28 protein-coding genes are annotated in these 23,434 nt (G+C 65.7%); all 28 read left to right on the top strand.

Going from position 1 to position 23,434, the window contains the following annotated elements; all coding sequences use genetic code 11:
- Positions 1-147 precede the first annotated feature (147 nt).
- A complete protein-coding gene (gene rpoB / locus CP981_RS17440; RefSeq protein ID WP_030074767.1) occupies positions 148-3,633 on the top strand; it encodes a DNA-directed RNA polymerase subunit beta in 3,486 nt (1,161 codons plus the stop codon).
- 99 nt (positions 3,634-3,732) lie between these two features.
- The gene (locus CP981_RS17435) at positions 3,733-7,632 is read left to right on the top strand and encodes a DNA-directed RNA polymerase subunit beta' (protein ID WP_085925681.1); all 3,900 of its coding nucleotides are present in this window, start codon (positions 3,733-3,735) and stop codon (positions 7,630-7,632) included.
- 243 nt (positions 7,633-7,875) lie between these two features.
- Positions 7,876-8,358 carry a DUF1707 and DUF4190 domain-containing protein gene (locus tag CP981_RS17430; protein WP_085925682.1) on the top strand — a complete coding sequence of 161 codons (483 nt, stop codon included), beginning with the start codon at positions 7,876-7,878 and terminating at the stop codon, positions 8,356-8,358.
- Positions 8,359-8,805: 447 nt separating this feature from the next.
- Positions 8,806-9,177, top strand: coding sequence for a 30S ribosomal protein S12 (rpsL, locus tag CP981_RS17425; RefSeq protein ID WP_003948652.1), 372 nt, complete (start codon positions 8,806-8,808; stop codon positions 9,175-9,177).
- A gap of 2 nt (positions 9,178-9,179) precedes the next feature.
- Positions 9,180-9,650, top strand: coding sequence for a 30S ribosomal protein S7 (gene rpsG, locus CP981_RS17420; protein ID WP_085925683.1), 471 nt, complete (start codon positions 9,180-9,182; stop codon positions 9,648-9,650).
- A 39-nt stretch (positions 9,651-9,689) separates the two neighbouring features.
- Positions 9,690-11,810 carry an elongation factor G gene (gene fusA / locus CP981_RS17415; protein WP_085925684.1) on the top strand — a complete coding sequence of 707 codons (2,121 nt, stop codon included), beginning with the start codon at positions 9,690-9,692 and terminating at the stop codon, positions 11,808-11,810.
- Between the two features lie 155 nt (positions 11,811-11,965).
- Positions 11,966-13,159, top strand: a complete 1,194-nt coding sequence (tuf, locus tag CP981_RS17410) for an elongation factor Tu (protein WP_006604872.1) — start codon at positions 11,966-11,968, stop codon at positions 13,157-13,159.
- Positions 13,160-13,638: 479 nt separating this feature from the next.
- Positions 13,639-13,947: a 30S ribosomal protein S10 gene (rpsJ, locus tag CP981_RS17405; RefSeq protein ID WP_014054162.1), complete on the top strand. Its 309-nt coding sequence runs from the start codon at positions 13,639-13,641 to the stop codon at positions 13,945-13,947.
- Positions 13,948-13,961: 14 nt separating this feature from the next.
- Positions 13,962-14,606 (top strand): 50S ribosomal protein L3, encoded by a 645-nt coding sequence (gene rplC, locus CP981_RS17400; RefSeq protein ID WP_042155856.1) that lies wholly within the window; start codon positions 13,962-13,964, stop codon positions 14,604-14,606.
- Positions 14,607-14,614: 8 nt separating this feature from the next.
- A complete protein-coding gene (rplD, locus tag CP981_RS17395; RefSeq protein WP_085925685.1) occupies positions 14,615-15,265 on the top strand; it encodes a 50S ribosomal protein L4 in 651 nt (216 codons plus the stop codon).
- A complete protein-coding gene (rplW, locus tag CP981_RS17390) occupies positions 15,265-15,588 on the top strand; it encodes a 50S ribosomal protein L23 (protein ID WP_085925686.1) in 324 nt (107 codons plus the stop codon). Before rplD ends, rplW begins: the two co-directional genes overlap by 1 nt.
- Positions 15,589-15,627: 39 nt before the next feature.
- Entirely contained in the window at positions 15,628-16,464 is an 837-nt protein-coding gene (gene rplB / locus CP981_RS17385) for a 50S ribosomal protein L2 (protein WP_042155863.1), read from the top strand.
- Between the two features lie 12 nt (positions 16,465-16,476).
- On the top strand, positions 16,477-16,758 hold the full coding sequence (gene rpsS / locus CP981_RS17380) for a 30S ribosomal protein S19 (RefSeq protein ID WP_018090899.1): 282 nt from the start codon (positions 16,477-16,479) through the stop codon (positions 16,756-16,758).
- Between the two features lie 43 nt (positions 16,759-16,801).
- The gene (gene rplV, locus CP981_RS17375; protein ID WP_009997296.1) at positions 16,802-17,149 is read left to right on the top strand and encodes a 50S ribosomal protein L22; all 348 of its coding nucleotides are present in this window, start codon (positions 16,802-16,804) and stop codon (positions 17,147-17,149) included.
- Complete coding sequence (rpsC, locus tag CP981_RS17370; protein ID WP_085925687.1) at positions 17,149-17,973, top strand: 30S ribosomal protein S3; 825 nt, start codon at positions 17,149-17,151, stop codon at positions 17,971-17,973. Before rplV ends, rpsC begins: the two co-directional genes overlap by 1 nt.
- Positions 17,974-17,978: 5 nt before the next feature.
- Positions 17,979-18,398 carry a 50S ribosomal protein L16 gene (rplP, locus tag CP981_RS17365; protein ID WP_006604880.1) on the top strand — a complete coding sequence of 140 codons (420 nt, stop codon included), beginning with the start codon at positions 17,979-17,981 and terminating at the stop codon, positions 18,396-18,398.
- The gene (gene rpmC, locus CP981_RS17360) at positions 18,398-18,622 is read left to right on the top strand and encodes a 50S ribosomal protein L29 (RefSeq protein ID WP_030074787.1); all 225 of its coding nucleotides are present in this window, start codon (positions 18,398-18,400) and stop codon (positions 18,620-18,622) included. The genes rplP and rpmC overlap by 1 nt, the downstream gene beginning before the upstream one ends.
- Positions 18,622-18,903 (top strand): 30S ribosomal protein S17, encoded by a 282-nt coding sequence (gene rpsQ / locus CP981_RS17355; RefSeq protein WP_006604882.1) that lies wholly within the window; start codon positions 18,622-18,624, stop codon positions 18,901-18,903. Before rpmC ends, rpsQ begins: the two co-directional genes overlap by 1 nt.
- Before the next feature lie 106 nt (positions 18,904-19,009).
- Positions 19,010-19,378, top strand: coding sequence for a 50S ribosomal protein L14 (gene rplN / locus CP981_RS17350; protein WP_003992364.1), 369 nt, complete (start codon positions 19,010-19,012; stop codon positions 19,376-19,378).
- A 3-nt stretch (positions 19,379-19,381) separates the two neighbouring features.
- Positions 19,382-19,705, top strand: a complete 324-nt coding sequence (gene rplX, locus CP981_RS17345; RefSeq protein ID WP_006604883.1) for a 50S ribosomal protein L24 — start codon at positions 19,382-19,384, stop codon at positions 19,703-19,705.
- Positions 19,705-20,265, top strand: coding sequence for a 50S ribosomal protein L5 (rplE, locus tag CP981_RS17340; RefSeq protein ID WP_016571061.1), 561 nt, complete (start codon positions 19,705-19,707; stop codon positions 20,263-20,265). Before rplX ends, rplE begins: the two co-directional genes overlap by 1 nt.
- A 5-nt stretch (positions 20,266-20,270) precedes the next feature.
- Positions 20,271-20,456 (top strand): type Z 30S ribosomal protein S14, encoded by a 186-nt coding sequence (locus tag CP981_RS17335; protein WP_003956452.1) that lies wholly within the window; start codon positions 20,271-20,273, stop codon positions 20,454-20,456.
- A gap of 238 nt (positions 20,457-20,694) precedes the next feature.
- On the top strand, positions 20,695-21,093 hold the full coding sequence (rpsH, locus tag CP981_RS17325) for a 30S ribosomal protein S8 (protein ID WP_006604885.1): 399 nt from the start codon (positions 20,695-20,697) through the stop codon (positions 21,091-21,093).
- A 22-nt stretch (positions 21,094-21,115) separates the two neighbouring features.
- Positions 21,116-21,655 carry a 50S ribosomal protein L6 gene (rplF, locus tag CP981_RS17320; RefSeq protein WP_085925688.1) on the top strand — a complete coding sequence of 180 codons (540 nt, stop codon included), beginning with the start codon at positions 21,116-21,118 and terminating at the stop codon, positions 21,653-21,655.
- Between the two features lie 3 nt (positions 21,656-21,658).
- The gene (rplR, locus tag CP981_RS17315; protein ID WP_085925689.1) at positions 21,659-22,042 is read left to right on the top strand and encodes a 50S ribosomal protein L18; all 384 of its coding nucleotides are present in this window, start codon (positions 21,659-21,661) and stop codon (positions 22,040-22,042) included.
- A gap of 46 nt (positions 22,043-22,088) precedes the next feature.
- Positions 22,089-22,691: a 30S ribosomal protein S5 gene (gene rpsE / locus CP981_RS17310; protein ID WP_006604888.1), complete on the top strand. Its 603-nt coding sequence runs from the start codon at positions 22,089-22,091 to the stop codon at positions 22,689-22,691.
- Complete coding sequence (gene rpmD, locus CP981_RS17305) at positions 22,691-22,873, top strand: 50S ribosomal protein L30 (RefSeq protein WP_030074796.1); 183 nt, start codon at positions 22,691-22,693, stop codon at positions 22,871-22,873. The genes rpsE and rpmD overlap by 1 nt, the downstream gene beginning before the upstream one ends.
- A 1-nt stretch (position 22,874) precedes the next feature.
- Positions 22,875-23,330 carry a 50S ribosomal protein L15 gene (gene rplO, locus CP981_RS17300; protein ID WP_085925690.1) on the top strand — a complete coding sequence of 152 codons (456 nt, stop codon included), beginning with the start codon at positions 22,875-22,877 and terminating at the stop codon, positions 23,328-23,330.
- The last annotated feature ends 104 nt before the right edge of the window (positions 23,331-23,434 follow it).

Raw genomic sequence — 23,434 nt, 5'->3', positions numbered from 1 at the left:
CTGTTAGCTGCTCCCTGCCCGTCACCAGGGGCATACCCGAGCCCGAGCAAACCTGAATGAACCGCCCTGATCTGGGCTTTTCCTCAGTCTGCTCGATTCGGGACCGGTACGCGCGTAGTGAGTCCGAGCCCTCGGAAGGACCCCCTCTTGGCCGCCTCGCGCAACGCCTCGACTGCCAATACGAACAACGGCGACAGCACCGCCCCGCTGCGCATCTCTTTTGCGAAGATCAAGGAGCCCCTCGGGGTTCCGAACCTCCTTGCGCTGCAGACCGAAAGCTTCGACTGGCTGCTCGGCAATGCCGCATGGAAGGGTCGCGTCGAGGCTGCGCTGGAGAGTGGGCAGGAAGTCCCCACCAAGTCCGGTCTTGAGGAGATCTTCGAAGAGATCTCCCCGATCGAGGACTTCTCCGGGTCGATGTCGCTGACGTTCCGCGACCACCGCTTCGAGCCCCCGAAGAACTCCATCGACGAGTGCAAGGAGCGCGACTTCACGTACGCGGCTCCGCTCTTCGTCACCGCCGAGTTCACCAACAACGAGACCGGCGAGATCAAGTCCCAGACGGTCTTCATGGGCGACTTCCCGCTCATGACGAACAAGGGCACTTTCTGCATCAACGGCACCGAGCGTGTCGTCGTCTCGCAGCTGGTGCGCTCGCCGGGCGTGTACTTCGACAGCTCCATCGACAAGACGTCCGACAAGGACATCTTCTCCGCCAAGATCATCCCGTCCCGGGGTGCCTGGCTGGAGATGGAGATCGACAAGCGTGACATGGTCGGTGTGCGCATCGACCGTAAGCGCAAGCAGTCCGTGACCGTTCTGCTCAAGGCGCTCGGGTGGACCACCGAGCAGATCCTCGAGGAGTTCGGCGAGTACGAGTCCATGCGCGCCACCCTGGAGAAGGACCACACCCAGGGCCAGGACGACGCGCTGCTCGACATCTACCGCAAGCTGCGTCCGGGCGAGCCGCCGACCCGCGAGGCCGCGCAGACGCTGCTCGAGAACCTGTACTTCAACCCCAAGCGCTACGACCTCGCGAAGGTCGGCCGCTACAAGGTCAACAAGAAGCTCGGCGGCGACGAGCCGCTCGACGCCGGTGTGCTGACCACCGATGACGTCATCGCGACGATCAAGTACCTGGTCAAGCTGCACGCGGGCGAGACCGAGACGATGGGCGAGTCGGGCCGTTCGATCGTCGTCGAGACCGACGACATCGACCACTTCGGCAACCGCCGTCTGCGCAACGTCGGCGAGCTCATCCAGAACCAGGTCCGCACGGGTCTGGCTCGTATGGAGCGCGTCGTGCGTGAGCGCATGACGACCCAGGACGTCGAGGCGATCACGCCGCAGACCCTGATCAACATCCGGCCGGTCGTCGCCTCCATCAAGGAGTTCTTCGGCACCAGCCAGCTGTCCCAGTTCATGGACCAGACCAACCCGCTGTCGGGTCTGACCCACAAGCGCCGTCTGTCGGCGCTGGGCCCGGGTGGTCTCTCCCGTGAGCGGGCCGGCCTGGACGTCCGTGACGTGCACCCCTCGCACTACGGCCGTATGTGCCCGATTGAGACCCCTGAAGGTCCCAACATCGGTCTGATCGGCTCGCTGGCCTCCTACGGCCGGGTCAACGTCTTCGGCTTCATCGAGACGCCGTACCGCAAGGTCGTCGACGGCCAGGTCACGGAGGAGGTGGACTACCTCACCGCTGATGAGGAGGACCGCTTCCTGATCGCCCAGGCCAACGCGAAGCTCTCCGAGGACATGCGGTTCTCCGAGCAGCGTGTCCTGGTCCGCCGTCGTGGCGGCGAGGTCGACCTCGTCCCCGCCGACGAGGTGGACTTCATGGACGTCTCGCCGCGCCAGATGGTGTCGGCCGCGACCGCCATGATTCCGTTCCTCGAGCACGACGACGCCAACCGCGCGCTCATGGGATCGAACATGATGCGCCAGGCCGTGCCGCTGATCAAGGCGGAGTCGCCGCTGGTCGGCACCGGCATGGAGTACCGCTGCGCGGTCGACGCCGGTGACGTCATCAAGGCCGAGAAGGACGGTGTGGTCCAGGAGGTCTCCGCGGACTACATCACCGTCGCCAACGACGACGGCACGTACACCACGTACCGCGTCGCCAAGTTCACCCGCTCCAACCAGGGCACCTCCTTCAACCAGAAGGTCGTCGTGGACGAGGGCGCGCGGGTCATCGAGGGCCAGGTCCTCGCCGACGGTCCGTCCACGGACGAAGGCGAGATGGCGCTCGGCAAGAACCTGCTCGTGGCGTTCATGCCGTGGGAGGGTCACAACTACGAGGACGCGATCATCCTGTCGCAGCGCCTCGTGCAGGACGACGTCCTCTCCTCGATCCACATCGAGGAGCACGAGGTCGACGCCCGTGACACCAAGCTGGGCCCCGAGGAGATCACCCGGGACATCCCGAACGTCTCCGAAGAGGTCCTCTCCGACCTCGACGAGCGCGGCATCATCCGTATCGGTGCCGAGGTCGTCGCCGGCGACATCCTCGTCGGCAAGGTCACGCCCAAGGGTGAGACCGAGCTGACCCCCGAGGAGCGTCTGCTCCGCGCGATCTTCGGTGAGAAGGCGCGCGAGGTGCGCGACACCTCGCTGAAGGTGCCGCACGGTGAGATCGGCAAGGTCATCGGCGTCCGCGTCTTCGACCGCGAAGAGGGCGACGAGCTGCCCCCGGGCGTGAACCAGCTGGTGCGCGTCTACGTGGCGCAGAAGCGCAAGATCACCGATGGTGACAAGCTCGCCGGCCGTCACGGCAACAAGGGCGTCATCTCGAAGATCCTGCCGGTCGAGGACATGCCGTTCCTCGAGGACGGCACCCCGGTCGACATCATCCTCAACCCGCTGGGTGTCCCGTCCCGAATGAACCCGGGACAGGTCCTGGAGATCCACCTCGGCTGGCTCGCCAGCCAGGGCTGGAAGGTCGAGGGTGTCGAGGAGGAGTGGAAGAAGCGTCTCCACTCGATCTCCGCCGACGAGGTCGCCCCCGGCTCCAACGTCGCCACCCCGGTGTTCGACGGTGCGCGCGAGGACGAGATCTCCGGTCTCTTCGAGTCGACGATCCCCAACCGTGACGGTGAGCGGATGGTCAAGGGCTCCGGTAAGGCCCGGCTGTTCGACGGCCGCTCCGGTGAGCCGTTCCCGGACCCGATCTCGATCGGGTACATGTACATCCTCAAGCTGCACCACCTGGTCGACGACAAGCTCCACGCGCGTTCGACCGGTCCGTACTCGATGATCACCCAGCAGCCGCTGGGTGGTAAGGCTCAGTTCGGTGGCCAGCGGTTCGGTGAGATGGAGGTGTGGGCGCTGGAGGCATACGGCGCCGCATACGCCCTCCAGGAGCTGCTGACGATCAAGTCCGACGACGTGACCGGCCGCGTGAAGGTCTACGAGGCCATCGTCAAGGGCGAGAACATCCCCGAGCCCGGCATTCCCGAGTCCTTCAAGGTGCTCATCAAGGAAATGCAGTCCCTGTGCCTCAACGTGGAGGTGCTGTCCTCGGACGGCATGTCCATCGAGATGCGCGACACCGACGAGGACGTCTTCCGCGCTGCGGAGGAGCTCGGCATCGACCTGTCCCGGCGCGAGCCGAGCAGCGTCGAAGAGGTCTGACGGGAGTTCGGCCGGGGAGCCAGTGATGGTTCCCCGGCCGGCCCCAGGACCCCCGTTTCAGACCCCAAGACTTACAACCCTGAGAGGGATTGACGCATAGTGCTCGACGTCAACTTCTTCGATGAGCTCCGGATCGGTCTGGCTACCGCTGACGACATCCGTCAGTGGAGCCACGGCGAGGTCAAGAAGCCCGAGACCATCAACTACCGCACGCTCAAGCCCGAAAAGGACGGACTCTTCTGCGAGAAGATCTTCGGTCCGACCCGGGACTGGGAGTGCTACTGCGGTAAGTACAAGCGCGTCCGCTTCAAGGGCATCATCTGCGAGCGCTGCGGCGTCGAGGTCACTCGCGCCAAGGTGCGACGTGAGCGGATGGGCCACATCGAGCTTGCCGCTCCCGTGACCCACATCTGGTACTTCAAGGGCGTGCCGAGCCGGCTGGGCTACCTGCTGGACCTCGCGCCCAAGGACCTCGAGAAGGTCATTTACTTCGCCGCCTACATGATCACGTGGGTGGACGAGGAGCGCCGTACGCGCGACCTGCCCTCGCTGGAGGCGCATGTCTCCGTCGAGCGTCAGCAGATCGAGCAGCGCCGCGACTCCGACCTGGAGGCCCGCGCCAAGAAGCTCGAGACCGACCTGGCCGAGCTGGAGGCCGAGGGCGCCAAGGCCGATGTGCGCCGCAAGGTGCGCGAGGGTGCCGAGCGTGAGATGAAGCAGCTGCGTGACCGTGCGCAGCGCGAGATCGACCGTCTCGACGAGGTCTGGAACCGCTTCAAGAACCTCAAGGTCCAGGACCTCGAGGGCGACGAGCTGCTCTACCGCGAGCTGCGGGACCGCTTCGGCACGTACTTCGACGGCTCCATGGGTGCCGCTGCTCTGCAGAAGCGCCTGGAGACCTTCGACCTCGACGAGGAGGCCGAGCGCCTCCGCGAGATCATCCGCACCGGCAAGGGCCAGAAGAAGACCCGTGCGCTCAAGCGCCTCAAGGTCGTCTCCGCCTTCCTGCAGACCCGCAACAGCCCCAAGGGCATGGTGCTGGACTGCATCCCGGTGATCCCGCCGGACCTGCGTCCGATGGTGCAGCTGGACGGTGGCCGCTTCGCGACCTCCGACCTGAACGACCTGTACCGCCGTGTGATCAACCGCAACAACCGTCTGAAGCGGCTTCTCGACCTCGGTGCGCCCGAGATCATCGTGAACAACGAGAAGCGGATGCTCCAGGAGGCCGTCGACGCGCTGTTCGACAACGGCCGCCGTGGTCGCCCGGTCACCGGTCCCGGTAACCGTCCGCTGAAGTCCCTCAGCGACATGCTGAAGGGTAAGCAGGGCCGCTTCCGTCAGAACCTGCTCGGTAAGCGAGTCGACTACTCGGCGCGTTCCGTCATCGTCGTCGGCCCGCAGCTCAAGCTGCACCAGTGCGGTCTGCCCAAGGCCATGGCGCTGGAGCTCTTCAAGCCGTTCGTGATGAAGCGCCTGGTGGACCTCAACCACGCGCAGAACATCAAGAGCGCGAAGCGCATGGTCGAGCGCGGCCGCACGGTCGTCTACGACGTGCTCGAAGAGGTCATCGCCGAGCACCCGGTGCTGCTGAACCGTGCGCCCACGCTGCACCGTCTGGGCATCCAGGCCTTCGAGCCGCAGCTGGTCGAGGGCAAGGCCATTCAGATTCACCCGCTCGTCTGCACCGCGTTCAACGCGGACTTCGACGGTGACCAGATGGCCGTCCACCTCCCGCTGTCCGCGGAGGCCCAGGCCGAGGCCCGCATCCTGATGCTGTCCTCGAACAACATCCTCAAGCCCGCCGACGGCCGTCCGGTCACCATGCCGACCCAGGACATGGTGCTCGGTCTCTTCTTCCTCACCACGGATGAAGAGGAGCGCAAGGTCATCGGTGAGGGCCGCGCGTTCGGCTCGGCCGCCGAGGCGATCATGGCGTTCGACGCCAAGGAGCTCTCGCTCCAGGCGAAGGTCGACATCCGCTTCCCGATCGGCACCGTCCCGCCCCGCGGCTGGACCCCGCCGGTTCCGGAGGAGGGCGAGCCCGAGTGGCAGCAGGGTGACAGCTTCCGGCTGCGGACGACCCTGGGCCGTGCGCTCTTCAACGAGCTGCTGCCCGAGGACTACCCGTTCGTCGACTACTCGGTGGGCAAGAAGCAGCTCTCCGCGATCGTCAACGATCTGGCCGAGCGCTACCCCAAGGTCATCGTGGCGGCGACGCTCGACAACCTGAAGGCGGCCGGCTTCCACTGGGCGACCCGTTCCGGCGTCACCGTCGCCGTCTCGGACATCGTCGTGCCGGAGGCCAAGAAGGCCATCGTCGCGGGCTACGAGGCCCAGGACGAGAAGGTCCAGAAGCAGTACGAGCGCGGTCTGATCACCAAGGACGAGCGCACGCAGGAACTCATCAACATCTGGACCAAGGCGACCAATGAGGTCTCCGAGGCGATGAATGAGAACTTCCCCAAGACGAACCCCATCTTCATGATGGTTGACTCGGGTGCCCGAGGAAACATGATGCAGATGCGGCAGATCGCCGGTATGCGTGGTCTGGTGTCGAACGCGAAGAACGAGACCATCCCGCGTCCGATCAAGGCGTCGTTCCGCGAGGGTCTGTCCGTGCTGGAGTACTTCATCTCCACCCACGGTGCCCGTAAGGGTCTGGCGGACACCGCCCTTCGTACCGCCGACTCCGGTTACCTCACCCGTCGTCTGGTCGACGTCTCCCAGGACGTCATCATTCGCGAGGAGGACTGCGGCACCGAGCGCGGCCTCAAGCTGCGGATCGCCTCGAAGGACGCCGCGGGTGTCCTGCGCAAGGCGGACGACGTCGAGTCCAGCGTCTACGCCCGCATGCTCGCCGAGGACGTCGTCGTCGACGGCAAGGTCGTCGCCCCGGCGAACGTCGACCTCGGTGACGTGCTCATCGACGCGCTGGTCAACGCGGGCGTCGAGGAGGTCAAGACCCGCTCGGTCCTGACCTGTGAGTCCGCGGTCGGCACCTGTGCCTTCTGCTACGGCCGTTCGCTGGCCACCGGCAAGCTGGTCGACATCGGTGAGGCGGTCGGCATCATCGCCGCCCAGTCCATCGGTGAGCCCGGCACCCAGCTGACGATGCGTACCTTCCACACCGGTGGTGTGGCCGGTGACGACATCACCCTGGGTCTGCCGCGTGTCGTCGAGCTCTTCGAGGCCCGTACGCCCAAGGGCGTCGCCCCGATCTCGGAGGCGGCCGGCCGCGTCCGGATCGAGGAGACCGAGAAGACCAAGAAGGTCGTCGTCACCCCGGATGACGGCAGCGACGAGATGGCCTACGGCGTCTCCAAGCGTGCCCGTCTCCTGGTCGGCGAGGGTGACCACGTCACGGTCGGCCAGCCGATGACCGTGGGTGCCGTCAACCCGCACGACGTGCTGCGGATCCTCGGCCAGCGTGCCGTCCAGGTCCACCTGGTCGGCGAGGTCCAGAAGGTCTACAACAGCCAGGGCGTGGCGATCCACGACAAGCACATCGAGATCATCATCCGGCAGATGCTGCGCCGTGTGACGATCATCGAGTCCGGCGACGCGGAGCTGCTGCCGGGCGAGCTGGTGGAGCGCACGAAGTTCGAGGGCGAGAACCGTCGGGTCGTGGCGGAAGGCGGCCACCCGGCCTCCGGCCGTCCGCAGCTGATGGGTATCACCAAGGCTTCGCTGGCGACGGAATCCTGGCTGTCGGCCGCCTCCTTCCAGGAGACGACCCGAGTGCTGACGGACGCGGCGATCAACGCCAAGTCCGACTCGCTCATCGGCCTCAAGGAGAACGTCATCATCGGTAAGCTCATCCCGGCCGGTACGGGCCTGTCCCGCTACCGCAACATCCGGGTCGAGCCCACCGAAGAGGCCAAGGCCGCGATGTACTCGGCCGTCGGTTACGACGACATCGACTACTCGCCCTTCGGCACCGGCTCCGGCCAGGCGGTCCCGCTGGAGGACTACGACTACGGTCCGTACAACCAGTAATCCTGGTCCGTACGACAGCGACAGGGCGGTCATCCCTTACGGGGTGGCCGCCCTGCGGCGTTGCCGCGGCCCCTGTACCGGGCGTTTCCTCAGGTCCGTTGCCGCGCAGGGGAACTTGTCCTCCCATTGCTGCGTCTGTGATGAGAAGATGAGGGAACTGTCGAGCGGGGGGAGGTTCGCGAAGTGGCATTCCAGCCGTGGCAGGGTGGTCAGCCGGCTCAGCCGTCGAATCAGGTGCCTGCCATGCGTGCCTCGCACGCCGACCGTGAACGGACGGTCGATGTGCTCAAGGCGGGATTCGCCGAGGGGCGGCTTCAGCAGCCGGAGTACGAGCAGCGGATCACACGGGCCTACAAGGCGCAGACGCACGCCGAGCTACAGATGCTGGTAGCCGATCTGCCGCAGGGGCCGGTGCCGCAGGCGCAGTTCGTGCCGCAGCGGCCGATGGTGCCGGCGACGTTCATGCCGATGCAGATGCCGGTGCCGGTGACGACGAACAGCTCGGCGACGGGCGCGCTGGTCTGCGGCCTCATGACGCCGGTGACATGGGGGCTGACGGCGATTCCGGCGGTGATCCTGGGGCACAAGGCGCGGGCCGAGATCCGGCGGTCGGGTGAGCGCGGTGACGGCCAGGCGCTGACGGGGCTGATCGTGGGCTGGCTGGCGATCGGCGGCTGGGCGCTGTTCCTCCTGGTCTTCATCCTCTCCGCCGCGGCCAACCTGTAGGGGCCGTCCGGTAGAGCCGTCCGCGGTCGGGCGGCGGTTCCCGGGGCCGCCGGGGGAGGGCCGGCGCGGGGCGTGGTGCCTTCTTCCGTACGGCGGTGGATCCCACTACGGTGACCGCAACGCCGTGAGGAGTCCGGCGTGTCCTTCGCGTGTGCATTTGTTTTGACCGCAGCCCATGCGGTAGGTACGCTCTGACCTTGTGCCTGGGGTGTCCCTGGGCTGCCGTGCGTGCACTCTCCCACTGGAGTACCTGCCGGGCCGTAAGGCCGCGGAAGGACTTCGCCCGGAGTGCCACCAGCGCGGAAGCCAGGTTTTGACACCGCAATCTGCCGCCTCCCTCGTTCCAGCGAGGGACCGGAGTGCAGTATTCGACACACCCGACCGCGTGGGTCGGGGAATGTTCCAGGTTAGCTTTACCGAGACTGGCACACAGAAACCGGAGAAACGGTGCCTACGATCCAGCAGCTGGTCCGGAAGGGCCGGCAGGACAAGGTCGAGAAGAACAAGACGCCCGCGCTCGAGGGTTCTCCCCAGCGCCGTGGCGTCTGCACGCGTGTTTTCACGACCACCCCGAAGAAGCCGAACTCGGCCCTGCGTAAGGTCGCGCGTGTGCGTCTGACCAGCGGGATCGAGGTCACCGCTTACATTCCGGGTGAGGGCCACAACCTGCAGGAGCACTCGATCGTGCTCGTGCGCGGTGGCCGTGTGAAGGACCTGCCGGGTGTTCGGTACAAGATCATCCGCGGCTCCCTCGACACGCAGGGCGTCAAGAACCGCAAGCAGGCTCGCAGCCGCTACGGCGCCAAGAAGGAGAAGTAAGAATGCCTCGTAAGGGCCCCGCCCCGAAGCGCCCGGTCATCATCGACCCGGTCTACGGTTCTCCTCTGGTGACCTCCCTCATCAACAAGGTGCTGCTGAACGGAAAGCGCTCCACCGCCGAGCGCATCGTTTACGGCGCCATGGAGGGTCTGCGCGAGAAGACCGGTAACGACCCGGTCATCACGCTCAAGCGCGCGCTCGAGAACATCAAGCCGACTCTTGAGGTCAAGTCCCGCCGTGTCGGTGGCGCGACCTACCAGGTCCCGGTCGAGGTCAAGCCCGGCCGCGCCGGCACCCTCTCGCTCCGCTGGCTCGTGGGCTACTCCCGCGCCCGCCGCGAGAAGACCATGACCGAGCGCCTCATGAACGAACTGCTCGACGCCTCCAACGGCCTCGGCGCTTCGGTCAAGAAGCGTGAGGACACGCACAAGATGGCCGAGTCCAACAAGGCCTTCGCGCACTACCGCTGGTAGTCGCAACCCACATCGAGACCGAGAGAAGATTGAGCCACTATGGCCACCACTTCGCTTGACCTGGCCAAGGTCCGCAATATCGGGATCATGGCCCACATCGACGCGGGCAAGACGACCACCACCGAGCGGATCCTGTTCTACACCGGTGTTTCGTACAAGATCGGTGAGGTCCACGACGGCGCTGCCACGATGGACTGGATGGAGCAGGAGCAGGAGCGCGGCATCACGATCACGTCTGCCGCGACGACCTGCCACTGGCCGCTGGAAGACGTCGACAACACCATCAACATCATCGACACCCCGGGCCACGTCGACTTCACGGTCGAGGTGGAGCGCTCGCTGCGCGTCCTGGACGGCGCGGTGACGGTGTTCGACGGCGTTGCCGGTGTTGAGCCGCAGTCCGAGACCGTCTGGCGTCAGGCGGACCGCTACGGCGTGCCGCGTATCTGCTTCGTCAACAAGCTCGACCGTACGGGTGCCGAGTTCCACCGCTGCGTCGACATGATCGTGGACCGCCTGGGCGCGACCCCGATCGTGATGCAGCTGCCGATCGGCACCGAGGCGGACTTCAAGGGCGTCGTCGACCTCGTCACCATGAAGGCCCTGGTCTGGTCGGCCGAGGCCGCCAAGGGCGAGATGTACGACACCGTCGACATCCCGGACACTCACATCGAGGCTGCCGACGAGTGGCGCGGCAAGCTGCTCGAGGCCGTTGCCGAGAACGATGAAGAGGTCATGGAGCTGTACCTGGAGGGCCAGGAGCCCACCGTGGAGCAGCTCTACGCCGCGATCCGCCGGATCACCATCGCTTCGGGCAAGGCCGAGAACACCACCGTCACCCCGGTGTTCTGCGGTACCGCGTTCAAGAACAAGGGCGTCCAGCCCCTGCTCGACGCGGTCGTGCGCTACCTCCCCTCCCCCCTCGACGTCGAGGCCATCGAAGGCCACTCCGTCAAGGACCCGGAAGAGGTCGTCAAGCGCCAGCCGTCCGAGAGCGAGCCGCTGGCCGCTCTGGCGTTCAAGATTGCGAGCGACCCCCACCTGGGCAAGCTCACCTTCATCCGCATCTACTCGGGCCGCCTCGAGGCCGGCTCGCAGGTGCAGAACTCGGTGAAGGGCAAGAAGGAGCGCATCGGCAAGATCTACCGGATGCACGCGAACAAGCGTGAGGAGATCGAGTCGGTGGGTGCCGGTGACATCGTCGCCGTCATGGGTCTGAAGCAGACCACCACCGGTGAGACCCTCTGCGACGCGGGCAACCCGGTCATCCTTGAGTCGATGGAGTTCCCGGCCCCGGTCATCCAGGTCGCCATTGAGCCCAAGTCCAAGGGCGACCAGGAGAAGCTGGGTGTCGCCATCCAGCGCCTCGCCGAAGAGGACCCCTCGTTCCAGGTGCACACCGACGAGGAGACCGGCCAGACCATCATCGCGGGTATGGGCGAGCTGCACCTCGACGTGCTGGTCGACCGTATGAAGCGTGAGTTCCGGGTCGAGGCCAACGTCGGCAAGCCGCAGGTCGCCTACCGCGAGACCCTGCGCAAGGCCGTCGAGCGTCTCGACTACACGCACAAGAAGCAGACCGGTGGTTCCGGTCAGTTCGCCAAGGTGCAGATCGCGATCGCGCCGCTCGAGGGCGACGGGTACGAGTTCGAGAACAAGGTCACCGGTGGCCGTATCCCGCGGGAGTACATCCCGTCCGTGGACGCGGGCTGCCAGGAGGCCATGGAGTTCGGTGTTCTCGCCGGCTACCCGCTGACGGGCGTCAAGGTCACCCTGCTCGACGGTGCGTTCCACGAGGTCGACTCGTCGGAAATGGCCTTCAAGATCGCCGGTTCGATGGCCTTCAAGGAGGCCGCGCGCAAGGCCTCCCCGGCCCTGCTCGAGCCGATGATGAAGGTCGAGGTCACCACGCCCGAGGACTACATGGGCGACGTGATCGGCGACATCAACTCCCGCCGCGGTCAGATCCAGTCCATGGAAGAGCGCAGCGGCGCCAAGCTCGTCACGGGCCTGGTCCCCCTGTCGGAGATGTTCGGCTACGTCGGAGACCTCCGCAGCAAGACGTCGGGTCGCGCAAGCTACTCGATGCAGTTCGACTCCTACGCCGAGGTTCCCCGGAACGTCGCCGAGGAGATCATCGCGAAGGCCAAGGGCGAATAGGTCCGTCTCCCGAGAGCCGGAACACGCTTTAGGCTTGACACCGTCTGATGGGGTAATCCCCGCAATCCGCGAGGATTGCCCCGTCAGCCGGCATCCCAGCAAAGATCACCTGGCGCCGATGAGTAAGGCGTACAGAACCACTTCAGGAGGAACCAGTGGCGAAGGCGAAGTTCGAGCGGACTAAGCCGCACGTCAACATCGGCACCATCGGTCACATTGACCACGGTAAGACGACCCTCACGGCCGCCATTACCAAGGTGCTGCACGACGCGTACCCGGACCTGAACGAGGCCTCGGCCTTCGACCAGATCGACAAGGCTCCTGAGGAGCGCCAGCGCGGTATCACGATCTCGATCGCGCACGTCGAGTACCAGACGGAGAACCGTCACTACGCCCACGTCGACTGCCCCGGTCACGCGGACTACATCAAGAACATGATCACGGGTGCGGCGCAGATGGACGGCGCCATCCTCGTGGTTGCCGCCACCGACGGCCCGATGCCGCAGACCAAGGAGCACGTGCTCCTGGCCCGCCAGGTCGGCGTTCCGTACATCGTTGTCGCCCTGAACAAGGCCGACATGGTGGACGACGAGGAGATCCTGGAGCTCGTCGAGCTCGAGGTCCGTGAGCTCCTCTCCGAGTACGAGTTCCCCGGCGACGACGTTCCGGTCGTCAAGGTCTCGGCGCTCAAGGCGCTCGAGGGCGACAAGGAGTGGGGCGACTCCGTCCTCAAGCTCATGGCCGCCGTCGACGAGTCGATCCCGCAGCCCGAGCGCGACGTCGACAAGCCGTTCCTGATGCCGATCGAGGACGTCTTCACGATCACCGGCCGTGGCACCGTTGTCACCGGTCGTATCGAGCGTGGTGTCCTCAAGGTCAACGAGACCGTCGACATCATCGGCATCAAGACCGAGAAGACCACCACCACGGTCACCGGCATCGAGATGTTCCGGAAGCTCCTCGACGAGGGCCAGGCCGGTGAGAACGTCGGTCTGCTCCTCCGTGGCATCAAGCGCGAGGACGTCGAGCGCGGCCAGGTCATCATCAAGCCGGGCTCGGTCACGCCGCACACCTCGTTCGAGGCCCAGGCGTACATCCTGTCGAAGGACGAGGGCGGCCGTCACACCCCGTTCTTCAACAACTACCGCCCGCAGTTCTACTTCCGTACCACGGACGTGACCGGCGTGGTGACCCTCCCCGAGGGCACCGAGATGGTCATGCCGGGCGACAACACTGAGATGACCGTTGAGCTCATCCAGCCCGTCGCGATGGAAGAGGGCCTGAAGTTCGCCATCCGTGAGGGTGGCCGGACCGTCGGCGCCGGCCAGGTCACCAAGATCACGAAGTAATTTCGCTGATCCGGTTGATCCGGTAGCTCCCGGCCTTCGGGCCGGGGGTCCGGGGCGCTTGCCCCGGAAAAGCACGACGAGGAGCCCTGTCCGCCGTCAGGTGGGCGGGGCTCCTTGACAGTTGGGCCCCGATTAGCCTTACGCGTCCCAGGTGTGGCACACTGTCCAGGTTGCTCGGTTGAGTGCCGATGCTGCGCGCCTCCCGCCGGGAGGACCGGAAGCGAGTCCCAGGTATTCGTCGCCCCTTTTCAGGGTCGGAAATACGGGAATCTTCCGGGAAGCGTCAGCGGGGTGCCTCGACCAGGCGCCCGGTGGGTGTTCTTCCCCTGCCGACTCCTTCTGAAGGATCTCCTTTATGGAGATTTACGGGAAGGGGTGCGACACGCCCGACCGCGTGGGTCGGAGAAGAACAGTGTTTCCCAGGGAGCACAGCGCATCGGGTCCCAGAGCGTTTCGAGAGACAGGACTACTGAGTAGCCATGGCGGGACAGAAGATCCGCATCCGGCTCAAGGCCTACGACCACGAGGTCATCGACTCTTCGGCGAAGAAGATCGTCGAGACGGTGACCCGTACTGGTGCGTCGGTCGCGGGCCCGGTGCCGCTGCCCACTGAAAAGAACGTGTACTGCGTCATCAAGTCGCCGCACAAGTACAAGGACGCGCGCGAGCACTTCGAGATGCGCACGCACAAGCGCCTGATCGACATCCTCGACCCGACGCCCAAGACCGTTGACTCGCTGATGCGCCTGGACCTTCCGGCCGGCGTTGACATCGAGATCAAGCTCTGAGAGGCGCGGAAGAGATGGCTAAGCAGATCAAGGGCATCCTGGGCGAGAAGCTCGGCATGACCCAGGTCTGGGACGAGAACAACCGTGTCGTCCCGGTCACTGTGGTCAAGGCCGGCCCCTGTGTCGTTACCCAGGTGCGCACCAATGACCAGGACGGCTACGACTCCGTCCAGATCGCCTTCGGCGAGATCGACCCGCGCAAGGTGAACAAGCCCCTCAAGGGCCACTTCGCGAAGGCCGACGTCACCCCCCGTCGTCACCTCGTCGAGGTCCGTACCGCCGACGCCGGCGAGTACACCCTCGGCCAGGAGCTGACCGCTGAGACCTTCGAGTCCGGCGTCAAGGTGGACGTGACCGGCAAGAGCAAGGGCAAGGGCTTCGCCGGTGTCATGAAGCGTCACGGCTTCCATGGCGGCAAGGCCTCCCACGGTGCCCACCGCGTGCACCGTAAGCCTGGCTCCATCGGTGGCTGCGCCACCCCGGGCCGCGTGTTCAAGGGCATGCGGATGGCCGGCCGTATGGGCAATGAGCGGGTCACCACCCAGAACCTGACCGTCCATGCCGTTGACGCGGAGAAGGGCCTGCTGCTCATCAAGGGCGCAGTTCCTGGTCCGAACGGCGGCCTCGTCCTGGTCCGTACCGCGGCCAAGGGGGCCTGAGGTAACCGATGAGCACCATTGACATCCTTTCGCCGGCAGGCGACAAGGCCGGTAGCGTCGAGCTCCCCACGGAGATCTTCGACGCCAAGGTCAGCGTTCCGCTGATCCACCAGGTCGTTGTCGCGCAGCTGGCCGCTGCCCGTCAGGGCACGCACAAGACCAAGACTCGCGGCGAGGTCCGCGGCGGTGGCAAGAAGCCGTACCGCCAGAAGGGCACCGGCCGCGCGCGCCAGGGTTCGACCCGTGCGCCGCAGTTCGCCGGCGGTGGCATCGTTCACGGCCCCGTGCCGCGTGACTACAGCCAGCGGACCCCGAAGAAGATGAAGGTTGCCGCCCTGCGCGGTGCCCTCACCGACCGGGCCCGCAACAGCCGTATCCACGTCGTTGCCGGCGTGGTCGAGGGCGACATCTCCACCAAGGCCGCCAAGACTCTCCTCGGCAAGGTCAGCGAGCGCAAGAACGTGCTCCTGGTCGCCGAGCGCAGCGACGAGGCCGCGTGGCTGTCCGCCCGCAACCTGCCCCAGGTTCACATCCTGGAGCCGGGCCAGCTGAACACGTACGACGTGCTCGTCTCCGACGACGTGGTCTTCACCAAGGCCGCCTTCGAGTCCTTCGTGTCTGGCCCCAAGGCCGCTGAGACCGAAGGGAGCGACGCCTGATGAGTGAGGCCGTCGTCACCAGCAAGACCTTCTCGGACCCGCGCGACGTTCTCGTCAAGCCGGTTGTCTCGGAGAAGAGCTACGCCCTGCTGGACGAGAACAAGTACACGTTCATCGTCGCGCCGGGCTCGAACAAGACCCAGATCAAGCAGGCCGTCGAGGCGGTCTTCTCGGTCAAGGTCACCGGGGTCAACACGATCAACCGGCAGGGCAAGCGCAAGCGCACCCGCACCGGTTACGGCAAGCGCGCAGACACCAAGCGCGCCATCGTGACCCTCGCCGAGGGCGACCGTATCGACATCTTCGGCGGCCCGGTCTCCTAACGGAGTCCGAGTCGTCCGGAATCGGACGAGGACTGAGAAATGGGTATCCGCAAGTACAAGCCGACGACCCCGGGCCGTCGTGGCTCCAGCGTCGCCGACTTTGTCGAGATCACGCGGTCCACGCCGGAGAAGTCGCTGGTCCGCCCGCTGCACAGCAAGGGCGGCCGTAACAACGCCGGTCGTGTGACCGTTCGCCACCAGGGCGGTGGCCACAAGCGCGCCTACCGAGTGATCGACTTCCGTCGTCACGACAAGGACGGCGTGCCGGCCAAGGTCGCGCACATCGAGTACGACCCGAACCGCACCGCGCGCATCGCGCTGCTGCACTACGCAGACGGCGAGAAGCGCTACATCATCGCGCCCCGTGGCCTGGTCCAGGGTGCTCGGATTGAGAACGGCCCTGGCGCCGACATCAAGCCGGGCAACAACCTGCCGCTGCGCCACATCCCCGTGGGTACGACGATCCACGCGATCGAGCTGCGTCCGGGCGGCGGTGCGAAGTTCGCCCGTTCGGCCGGTGCCTCCGTGCAGCTGCTGGCGAAGGAGGGCCGCATGGCCCACCTGCGCATGCCGTCCGGTGAGATCCGCCTGGTCGACGTCCGCTGCCGCGCCACTGTGGGCGAGGTCGGCAACGCCGAGCAGTCGAACATCAACTGGGGCAAGGCCGGCCGTATGCGCTGGAAGGGCGTCCGCCCGACGGTGCGTGGTGTCGTGATGAACCCCGTCGACCACCCGCACGGTGGTGGTGAGGGCAAGACCTCCGGTGGTCGCCACCCGGTCTCGCCGTGGGGTCAGAAGGAGGGTCGTACTCGCTCGCCGAAGAAGGCCAGCAACAAGTACATCGTCCGCCGCCGCAAGACGAACAAGAAGCGCTAGGAGCGGGTTTAGATGCCGCGCAGTCTCAAGAAGGGGCCCTTCGTCGACGACCACCTTTCCAAGAAGGTGGATGTTCAGAACGATGCCGGCACCAAGAACGTCATCAAGACCTGGTCCCGCCGCTCCATGATCGTCCCGGCCATGCTCGGCCACACGATCGCGGTGCACGACGGCCGCAAGCACGTCCCGGTGTTCGTCACCGAGTCGATGGTCGGCCACAAGCTCGGCGAGTTTGCGCCGACCCGCACCTTCCGCGGCCACGAGAAGGACGACCGCAAGTCGCGGCGTCGTTGATCGGCGGAGTGCGAAGACTATGACTGACACCGAAGGGACAACCATGGAAGCCAGGGCCCAGGCGCGGTACATCCGCGTCACGCCCATGAAGGCCCGCCGCGTGGTGGACCTTATCCGTGGCATGGATGCCACGGAGGCTCAGGCGGTCCTGCGTTTCGCCCCGCAGGCCGCGAGCGTGCCGGTTGGCAAGGTGCTGGACAGCGCCATTGCCAACGCTGCACACAACTACGACCACACGGACGCCTCCACGCTGGTCATCAGCGAGGCTTACGTCGACGAGGGCCCGACCCTGAAGCGGTTCCGTCCGCGTGCTCAGGGCCGTGCCTACCGGATCCGCAAGCGGACCAGCCACATCACCGTGGTCGTCAGCAGCAAGGAAGGAACCCGGTAATGGGCCAGAAGGTAAACCCGCACGGGTTCCGGCTCGGCGTCACGACGGACTTCAAGTCCCGGTGGTACGCCGACAAGCTGTACAAGGACTACGTCAAGGAAGACGTCGCCATTCGTCGCATGATGACGAAGGGCATGGAGCGCGCCGGTATCTCCAAGGTGGAGATCGAGCGCACCCGTGAGCGCGTCCGCGTTGACATCCACACCGCTCGTCCGGGCATCGTCATCGGCCGCCGCGGCGCCGAGGCCGACCGCATCCGCGGCGAGCTGGAGAAGCTGACCGGCAAGCAGGTCCAGCTGAACATCCTCGAGGTCAAGAACCCCGAGACCGATGCTCAGCTCGTGGCCCAGGCCGTCGCCGAGCAGCTGTCCTCCCGCGTCTCCTTCCGTCGCGCCATGCGTAAGAGCATGCAGTCGACGATGAAGGCCGGCGCCAAGGGCATCAAGATCCAGTGTGGTGGCCGTCTCGGCGGCGCCGAGATGTCCCGCTCGGAGTTCTACCGCGAGGGCCGTGTGCCCCTGCACACGCTCCGTGCGAACGTCGACTACGGCTTCTTCGAGGCCAAGACCACCTTCGGCCGCATCGGTGTGAAGGTCTGGATCTACAAGGGCGACGTCAAGAACATCGCCGAGGTGCGTGCCGAGAACGCTGCCGCCCGTGCGGGTAACCGCCCGGCCCGCGGTGGCGGCAACGACCGCCCGCGCCGCGGTGGCGAGCGTGGCGGCCGTGGTGGCCGCAAGCCGCAGCAGACCGCCGCTGCCGAGGCCCCCAAGGCCGAGGCCGCTGCCGCTGCTCCGGCGGAGACCCCCGGAACGGAGGCCTGACCGACATGCTGATCCCTCGCAGGGTCAAGCACCGCAAGCAGCACCACCCGAAGCGCAGCGGTATGGCCAAGGGTGGCACCGAGCTGGCCTTCGGTGAGTACGGCATTCAGGCCGTCACCCCGGCTTACGTGACGAACCGTCAGATCGAGTCCGCTCGTATCGCGATGACCCGTCACATCAAGCGTGGCGGCAAGGTCTGGATCAACATTTACCCGGACCGCCCGCTCACGAAGAAGCCGGCCGAAACCCGCATGGGTTCCGGTAAGGGTTCTCCGGAGTGGTGGGTCGCGAACGTCAAGCCCGGTCGGGTGATGTTCGAGCTGTCCTTCCCGAACGAAAAGGTTGCCAAGGAGGCGCTGACCCGCGCCGCCCACAAGCTTCCGATGAAGTGCCGCATCGTGCGGCGCGAGGCAGGTGAGTCGTGATGGCGGCCGGTATCAAGGCGACCGAGCTGCGCGAGCTGAATGACGAGGACCTCGTCGGCAAGCTTCGTGAGGCCAAGGAGGAGCTGTTCAACCTCCGCTTCCAGGCGGCGACCGGACAGCTTGAGAACCACGGTCGGCTCAAGTCCGTCCGTAAGGACATCGCCCGGATCTACACCCTGATGCGTGAGCGCGAGCTGGGCATCGAGACGGTGGAGAGCGCCTGATGAGCGAGAAGAATGTGACTGAGACGAACGAGCGCGGTTTCCGCAAGACCCGTGAGGGTCTCGTCGTCAGCGACAAGATGGACAAGACTGTCGTCGTCGCTGTCGAGGACCGCGTCAAGCACGCGCTGTACGGCAAGGTCATCCGCCGTACCAACAAGCTCAAGGCGCACGACGAGCAGAACGCTGCCGGCGTCGGCGACCGCGTCCTCCTGATGGAGACCCGGCCGCTGTCCGCCACCAAGCGCTGGCGCATCGTCGAGATCCTCGAGAAGGCCAAGTAATCCCTCCTAGGGGGACCCCCTAGGAACAGTTCCGCCAGGCTCGGCAGGGGCCCACTCGTCAGAGGAAAGCCCCTGCCGGGAACCGGCAGACAAACAGGAGATAGACGTGATCCAGCAGGAGTCGCGACTGCGTGTCGCCGACAACACTGGTGCGAAGGAAATCCTTTGCATTCGTGTTCTCGGTGGTTCCGGTCGCCGCTACGCGGGCATCGGTGACGTCATCGTCGCCACCGTGAAGGACGCGATCCCCGGTGGCAACGTGAAGAAGGGTGACGTCATCAAGGCGGTCATCGTTCGCACCGTCAAGGAGCGCCGCCGTCCGGACGGCTCGTACATCCGCTTCGACGAGAACGCGGCCGTCATCCTCAAGAACGATGGCGACCCCCGCGGCACCCGCATCTTCGGCCCCGTGGGCCGGGAGCTGCGCGAGAAGAAGTTCATGAAGATCATCTCGCTCGCGCCGGAGGTGCTGTAACCGATGAAGATCAAGAAGGGCGACCTGGTCCAGGTCATCACCGGTAAGGACAAGGGCAAGCAGGGCAAGGTCATCCAGGCCTTCCCCCGCGAGGACCGTGTCCTGGTCGAGGGTGTCAACCGGGTCAAGAAGCACACCAAGGCCGGCCAGACCGCTCGTGGTTCGAAGACCGGCGGCATCGTGACGACCGAGGCCCCTGTCCACGTCAGCAATGTTCAGCTGGTTGTGGAGAAGGACGGCAACAAGGTCGTTACCCGCGTCGGATACCGCTTCGACGACGAGGGCAACAAGATCCGCGTTGCCAAGCGGACCGGTGAGGACATCTGATGACTGCCACCACCAACGCGCCGCGTCTGAAGACGCGCTACCGCGAAGAGATCGCCGGGAAGCTGAAGGACGAGTTCTCGTACGAGAACGTCATGCAGATCCCCGGTCTGACCAAGATCGTGGTCAACATGGGTGTGGGCGACGCCGCCCGCGACTCCAAGCTGATCGAGGGCGCCATCCGCGACCTCACCACGATCACCGGCCAGAAGCCGGCCGTCACCAAGGCCCGTAAGTCCATCGCGCAGTTCAAGCTGCGTGAGGGCCAGCCGATCGGTGCCCACGTCACCCTCCGCGGTGACCGCATGTGGGAGTTCCTGGACCGCCTGCTGTCGCTCGCGCTGCCGCGCATCCGCGACTTCCGTGGTCTGTCCCCGAAGCAGTTCGACGGTCGGGGCAACTACACCTTCGGTCTCACCGAGCAGGTCATGTTCCACGAGATCGACCAGGACAAGATCGACCGTACCCGGGGTATGGACATCACCGTGGTCACCACGGCGACCAACGACGATGAGGGCCGCGCTCTCCTTCGTCACCTCGGCTTCCCGTTCAAGGAGGCGTGAGCGAGATGGCGAAGAAGGCTCTGATTGCCAAGGCTGCTCGCAAGCCGAAGTTCGGTGTGCGCGCGTACACCCGCTGCCAGCGCTGCGGCCGTCCGCACTCCGTTTACCGCAAGTTCGGCCTGTGCCGCGTGTGCCTTCGTGAGATGGCTCACCGTGGCGAGCTGCCGGGCGTGACCAAGAGCTCCTGGTAATCCCTTCATTGGGATGACCAGGGCTCTCGGTAAGCATTCGGCCGGTGGGCGCCCCACCTCTTCTTCCCGTAGGGTAGAAGGGTTTGGGCGCCCCGCCGCCCGAGACCGACCGCGGGCCGAGCCCGCATAAAGTCGCTTACTACGCCGTAGGTCCCCGCGCCGCACCCGTCCCGACTCTGATCGGGGAGAGGGATGGCGCACATAGGAAACCCCGGCGAGAGAGGCCGAAGGCCAATTCATGACCATGACTGATCCCATCGCAGACATGCTGACCCGTCTGCGTAACGCGAACTCGGCGTACCACGACACCGTCGTGATGCCGCACAGCAAGATCAAGTCGCACATCGCGGAGATCCTCCAGCAGGAGGGCTACATCACCGGCTGGCGCGTCGAGGACGCCGAGGTTGGCAAGAACCTCGTCCTCGAGCTGAAGTTCGGCCCGAACCGCGAGCGCTCGATCGCCGGCATCAAGCGGATTTCGAAGCCGGGCCTGCGGGTCTACGCAAAGTCCACCAACCTGCCGAAGGTCCTCGGCGGCCTGGGCGTGGCGATCATCTCCACGTCCCACGGTCTCCTGACCGGTCAGCAGGCCAGCAAGAAGGGCGTGGGTGGGGAAGTCCTCGCCTACGTCTGGTAACCAGGGAACGGAGGAATAGCTAATGTCGCGTATTGGCAAGCTGCCCATCCAGGTTCCCGCTGGTGTGGACGTCACCATCGAGGGCCGTACGGTCGCGGTGAAGGGCCCCAAGGGTTCCCTCTCGCACACCGTCGCGGCGCCCATCGAGGTCGCCAAGGGTGAGGACGGTGTGATCACCGTCTCCCGCCCGAACGACGAGCGTCAGAACAAGGCCCTGCACGGCCTGTCCCGCACGCTGGTGGCGAACATGATCACCGGCGTGACCCAGGGCTACAGCAAGGCGCTCGAGATCAGCGGTGTCGGTTACCGCGTCCAGGCGAAGGGCTCCAACCTGGAGTTCTCCCTGGGCTACAGCCACCCGATCCTGATCGAGGCCCCCGAGGGCATCTCCTTCAAGGTCGAGTCCCCGACCAAGCTCAGCGTCGAGGGCATCGACAAGCAGAAGGTCGGCGAGGTTGCGGCGAACATCCGCAAGCTGCGCAAGCCTGACCCGTACAAGGCCAAGGGCGTCAAGTACGCCGGCGAGGTCATCCGCCGCAAGGTCGGAAAGGCTGGTAAGTAAGCCATGGCATACGGTGTGAAGATCGCCAAGGGCGACGCTTACAAGCGGGCCGCTGCGAAGCGCCGCCACATCCGCATCCGTAAGCGGATTTCGGGTACCCCGGAGCGTCCGCGTCTGGTGGTGACGCGGTCCAACCGTGGCATCACCGCTCAGGTCATCGACGACATCGCGGGCCACACGCTGGCCTCGGCGTCGACCCTGGACGCGTCGATCCGTGGTGGCGAGGGCGACAAGAGCGCTCAGGCCCAGAAGGTCGGCTCCCTGGTCGCCGAGCGTGCCAAGGCCGCCGGTGTCGAGGCCGTCGTGTTCGACCGTGGTGGCAAGCAGTACGCCGGGCGGATTGCCGCTCTGGCCGACGCCGCCCGCGAAGCCGGGCTGAAGTTCTAAGCCCCGGTTCCGGAGCTAGCGGACGTAACAGAGAGAGGTAAATCCAATGGCTGGACCCCAGCGCCGCGGGAGCGGTGCCGGTGGCGGCGAGCGGCGGGACCGGAAGGGTCGCGACGGTGGCGCTGCCGCCGAGAAGACCGCATACGTTGAGCGCGTTGTCGCGATCAACCGTGTCGCCAAGGTTGTCAAGGGTGGCCGTCGCTTCAGCTTCACCGCGCTGGTCGTGGTGGGCGATGGTGACGGCACCGTAGGTGTCGGTTACGGCAAGGCCAAGGAAGTTCCGGCTGCCATCGCCAAGGGCGTGGAAGAGGCCAAGAAGAACTTCTTCAAGGTCCCCCGTATCCAGGGCACCATCCCTCACCCCATCCAGGGCGAGAAGGCTGCGGGCGTCGTCCTGCTCAAGCCGGCTTCCCCCGGTACCGGTGTGATCGCCGGTGGCCCCGTGCGTGCCGTTCTGGAGTGCGCGGGCATCCACGACGTGCTGAGCAAGTCGCTCGGTTCGTCGAACCCGATCAACATCGTGCACGCCACGGTGACCGCGCTTCAGGGCCTTCAGCGCCCCGAGGAGATCGCGGCCCGTCGTGGCCTGCCGCTGGAGGACGTTGCTCCCGCCGCTCTGCTGCGGGCGCGTGCCGGGGTGACCGCGTAATGGCGCACCTCAAGATCACGCAGACGAAGTCCTTCATCGGTAGCAAGCAGAACCACCGCGACACCCTCCGTTCGCTGGGCCTCAAGCGGCTCAACGACGTGGTTGTCAAGGAGGACCGTCCCGAGTTCCGCGGCATGGTGCACACCGTCCGCCACCTCGTGACGGTTGAGGAGGTCGACTGACATGGCGGAGAACAACCCGCTGAAGGTCCACAACCTCCGGCCCGCCCCGGGCGCCAAGACCGCCAAGACCCGTGTGGGTCGTGGTGAGGCGTCCAAGGGTAAGACCGCTGGTCGTGGTACCAAGGGCACGAAGGCCCGTTACCAGGTTCCGGAGCGCTTCGAGGGTGGGCAGATGCCCCTCCACATGCGCCTCCCGAAGCTGAAGGGCTTCAAGAACCCCGCTCACAAGCAGTTCCAGGTCGTGAACCTGGCCAAGCTGGCCGAGCTCTACCCGCAGGGTGGCGAGGTCACGGTGGCCGATCTGGTCGCCAAGGGCGCGGTGCGCAAGAACGAGCTCGTCAAGGTCCTGGGCCAGGGCGAGATCTCCGTGGCGATTCAGGTTTCGGTTGACGCCGTTTCCGGGTCCGCCAAGGAGAAGATCGCCGCTGCCGGCGGCACCGTCACCGAGCTCATCTGAGTTCGTTGGTTCAACTGACCGGGGATGCCCATCGATTGGGGCATCCCCGGTTGGTCGTTCCAAGGGGGTACGGTCGCCGGTAAGGTGGCGTGCAGTGTTGTTTT

The sequence above is a fragment of the Streptomyces platensis genome (assembly GCF_008704855.1).
GTDB classification, from domain to species: Bacteria; Actinomycetota; Actinomycetes; order Streptomycetales; family Streptomycetaceae; genus Streptomyces; species Streptomyces platensis.
Note: the sequence above shows the minus strand (reverse complement) of the source record. Positions and strands in the feature narration are given on the sequence as shown.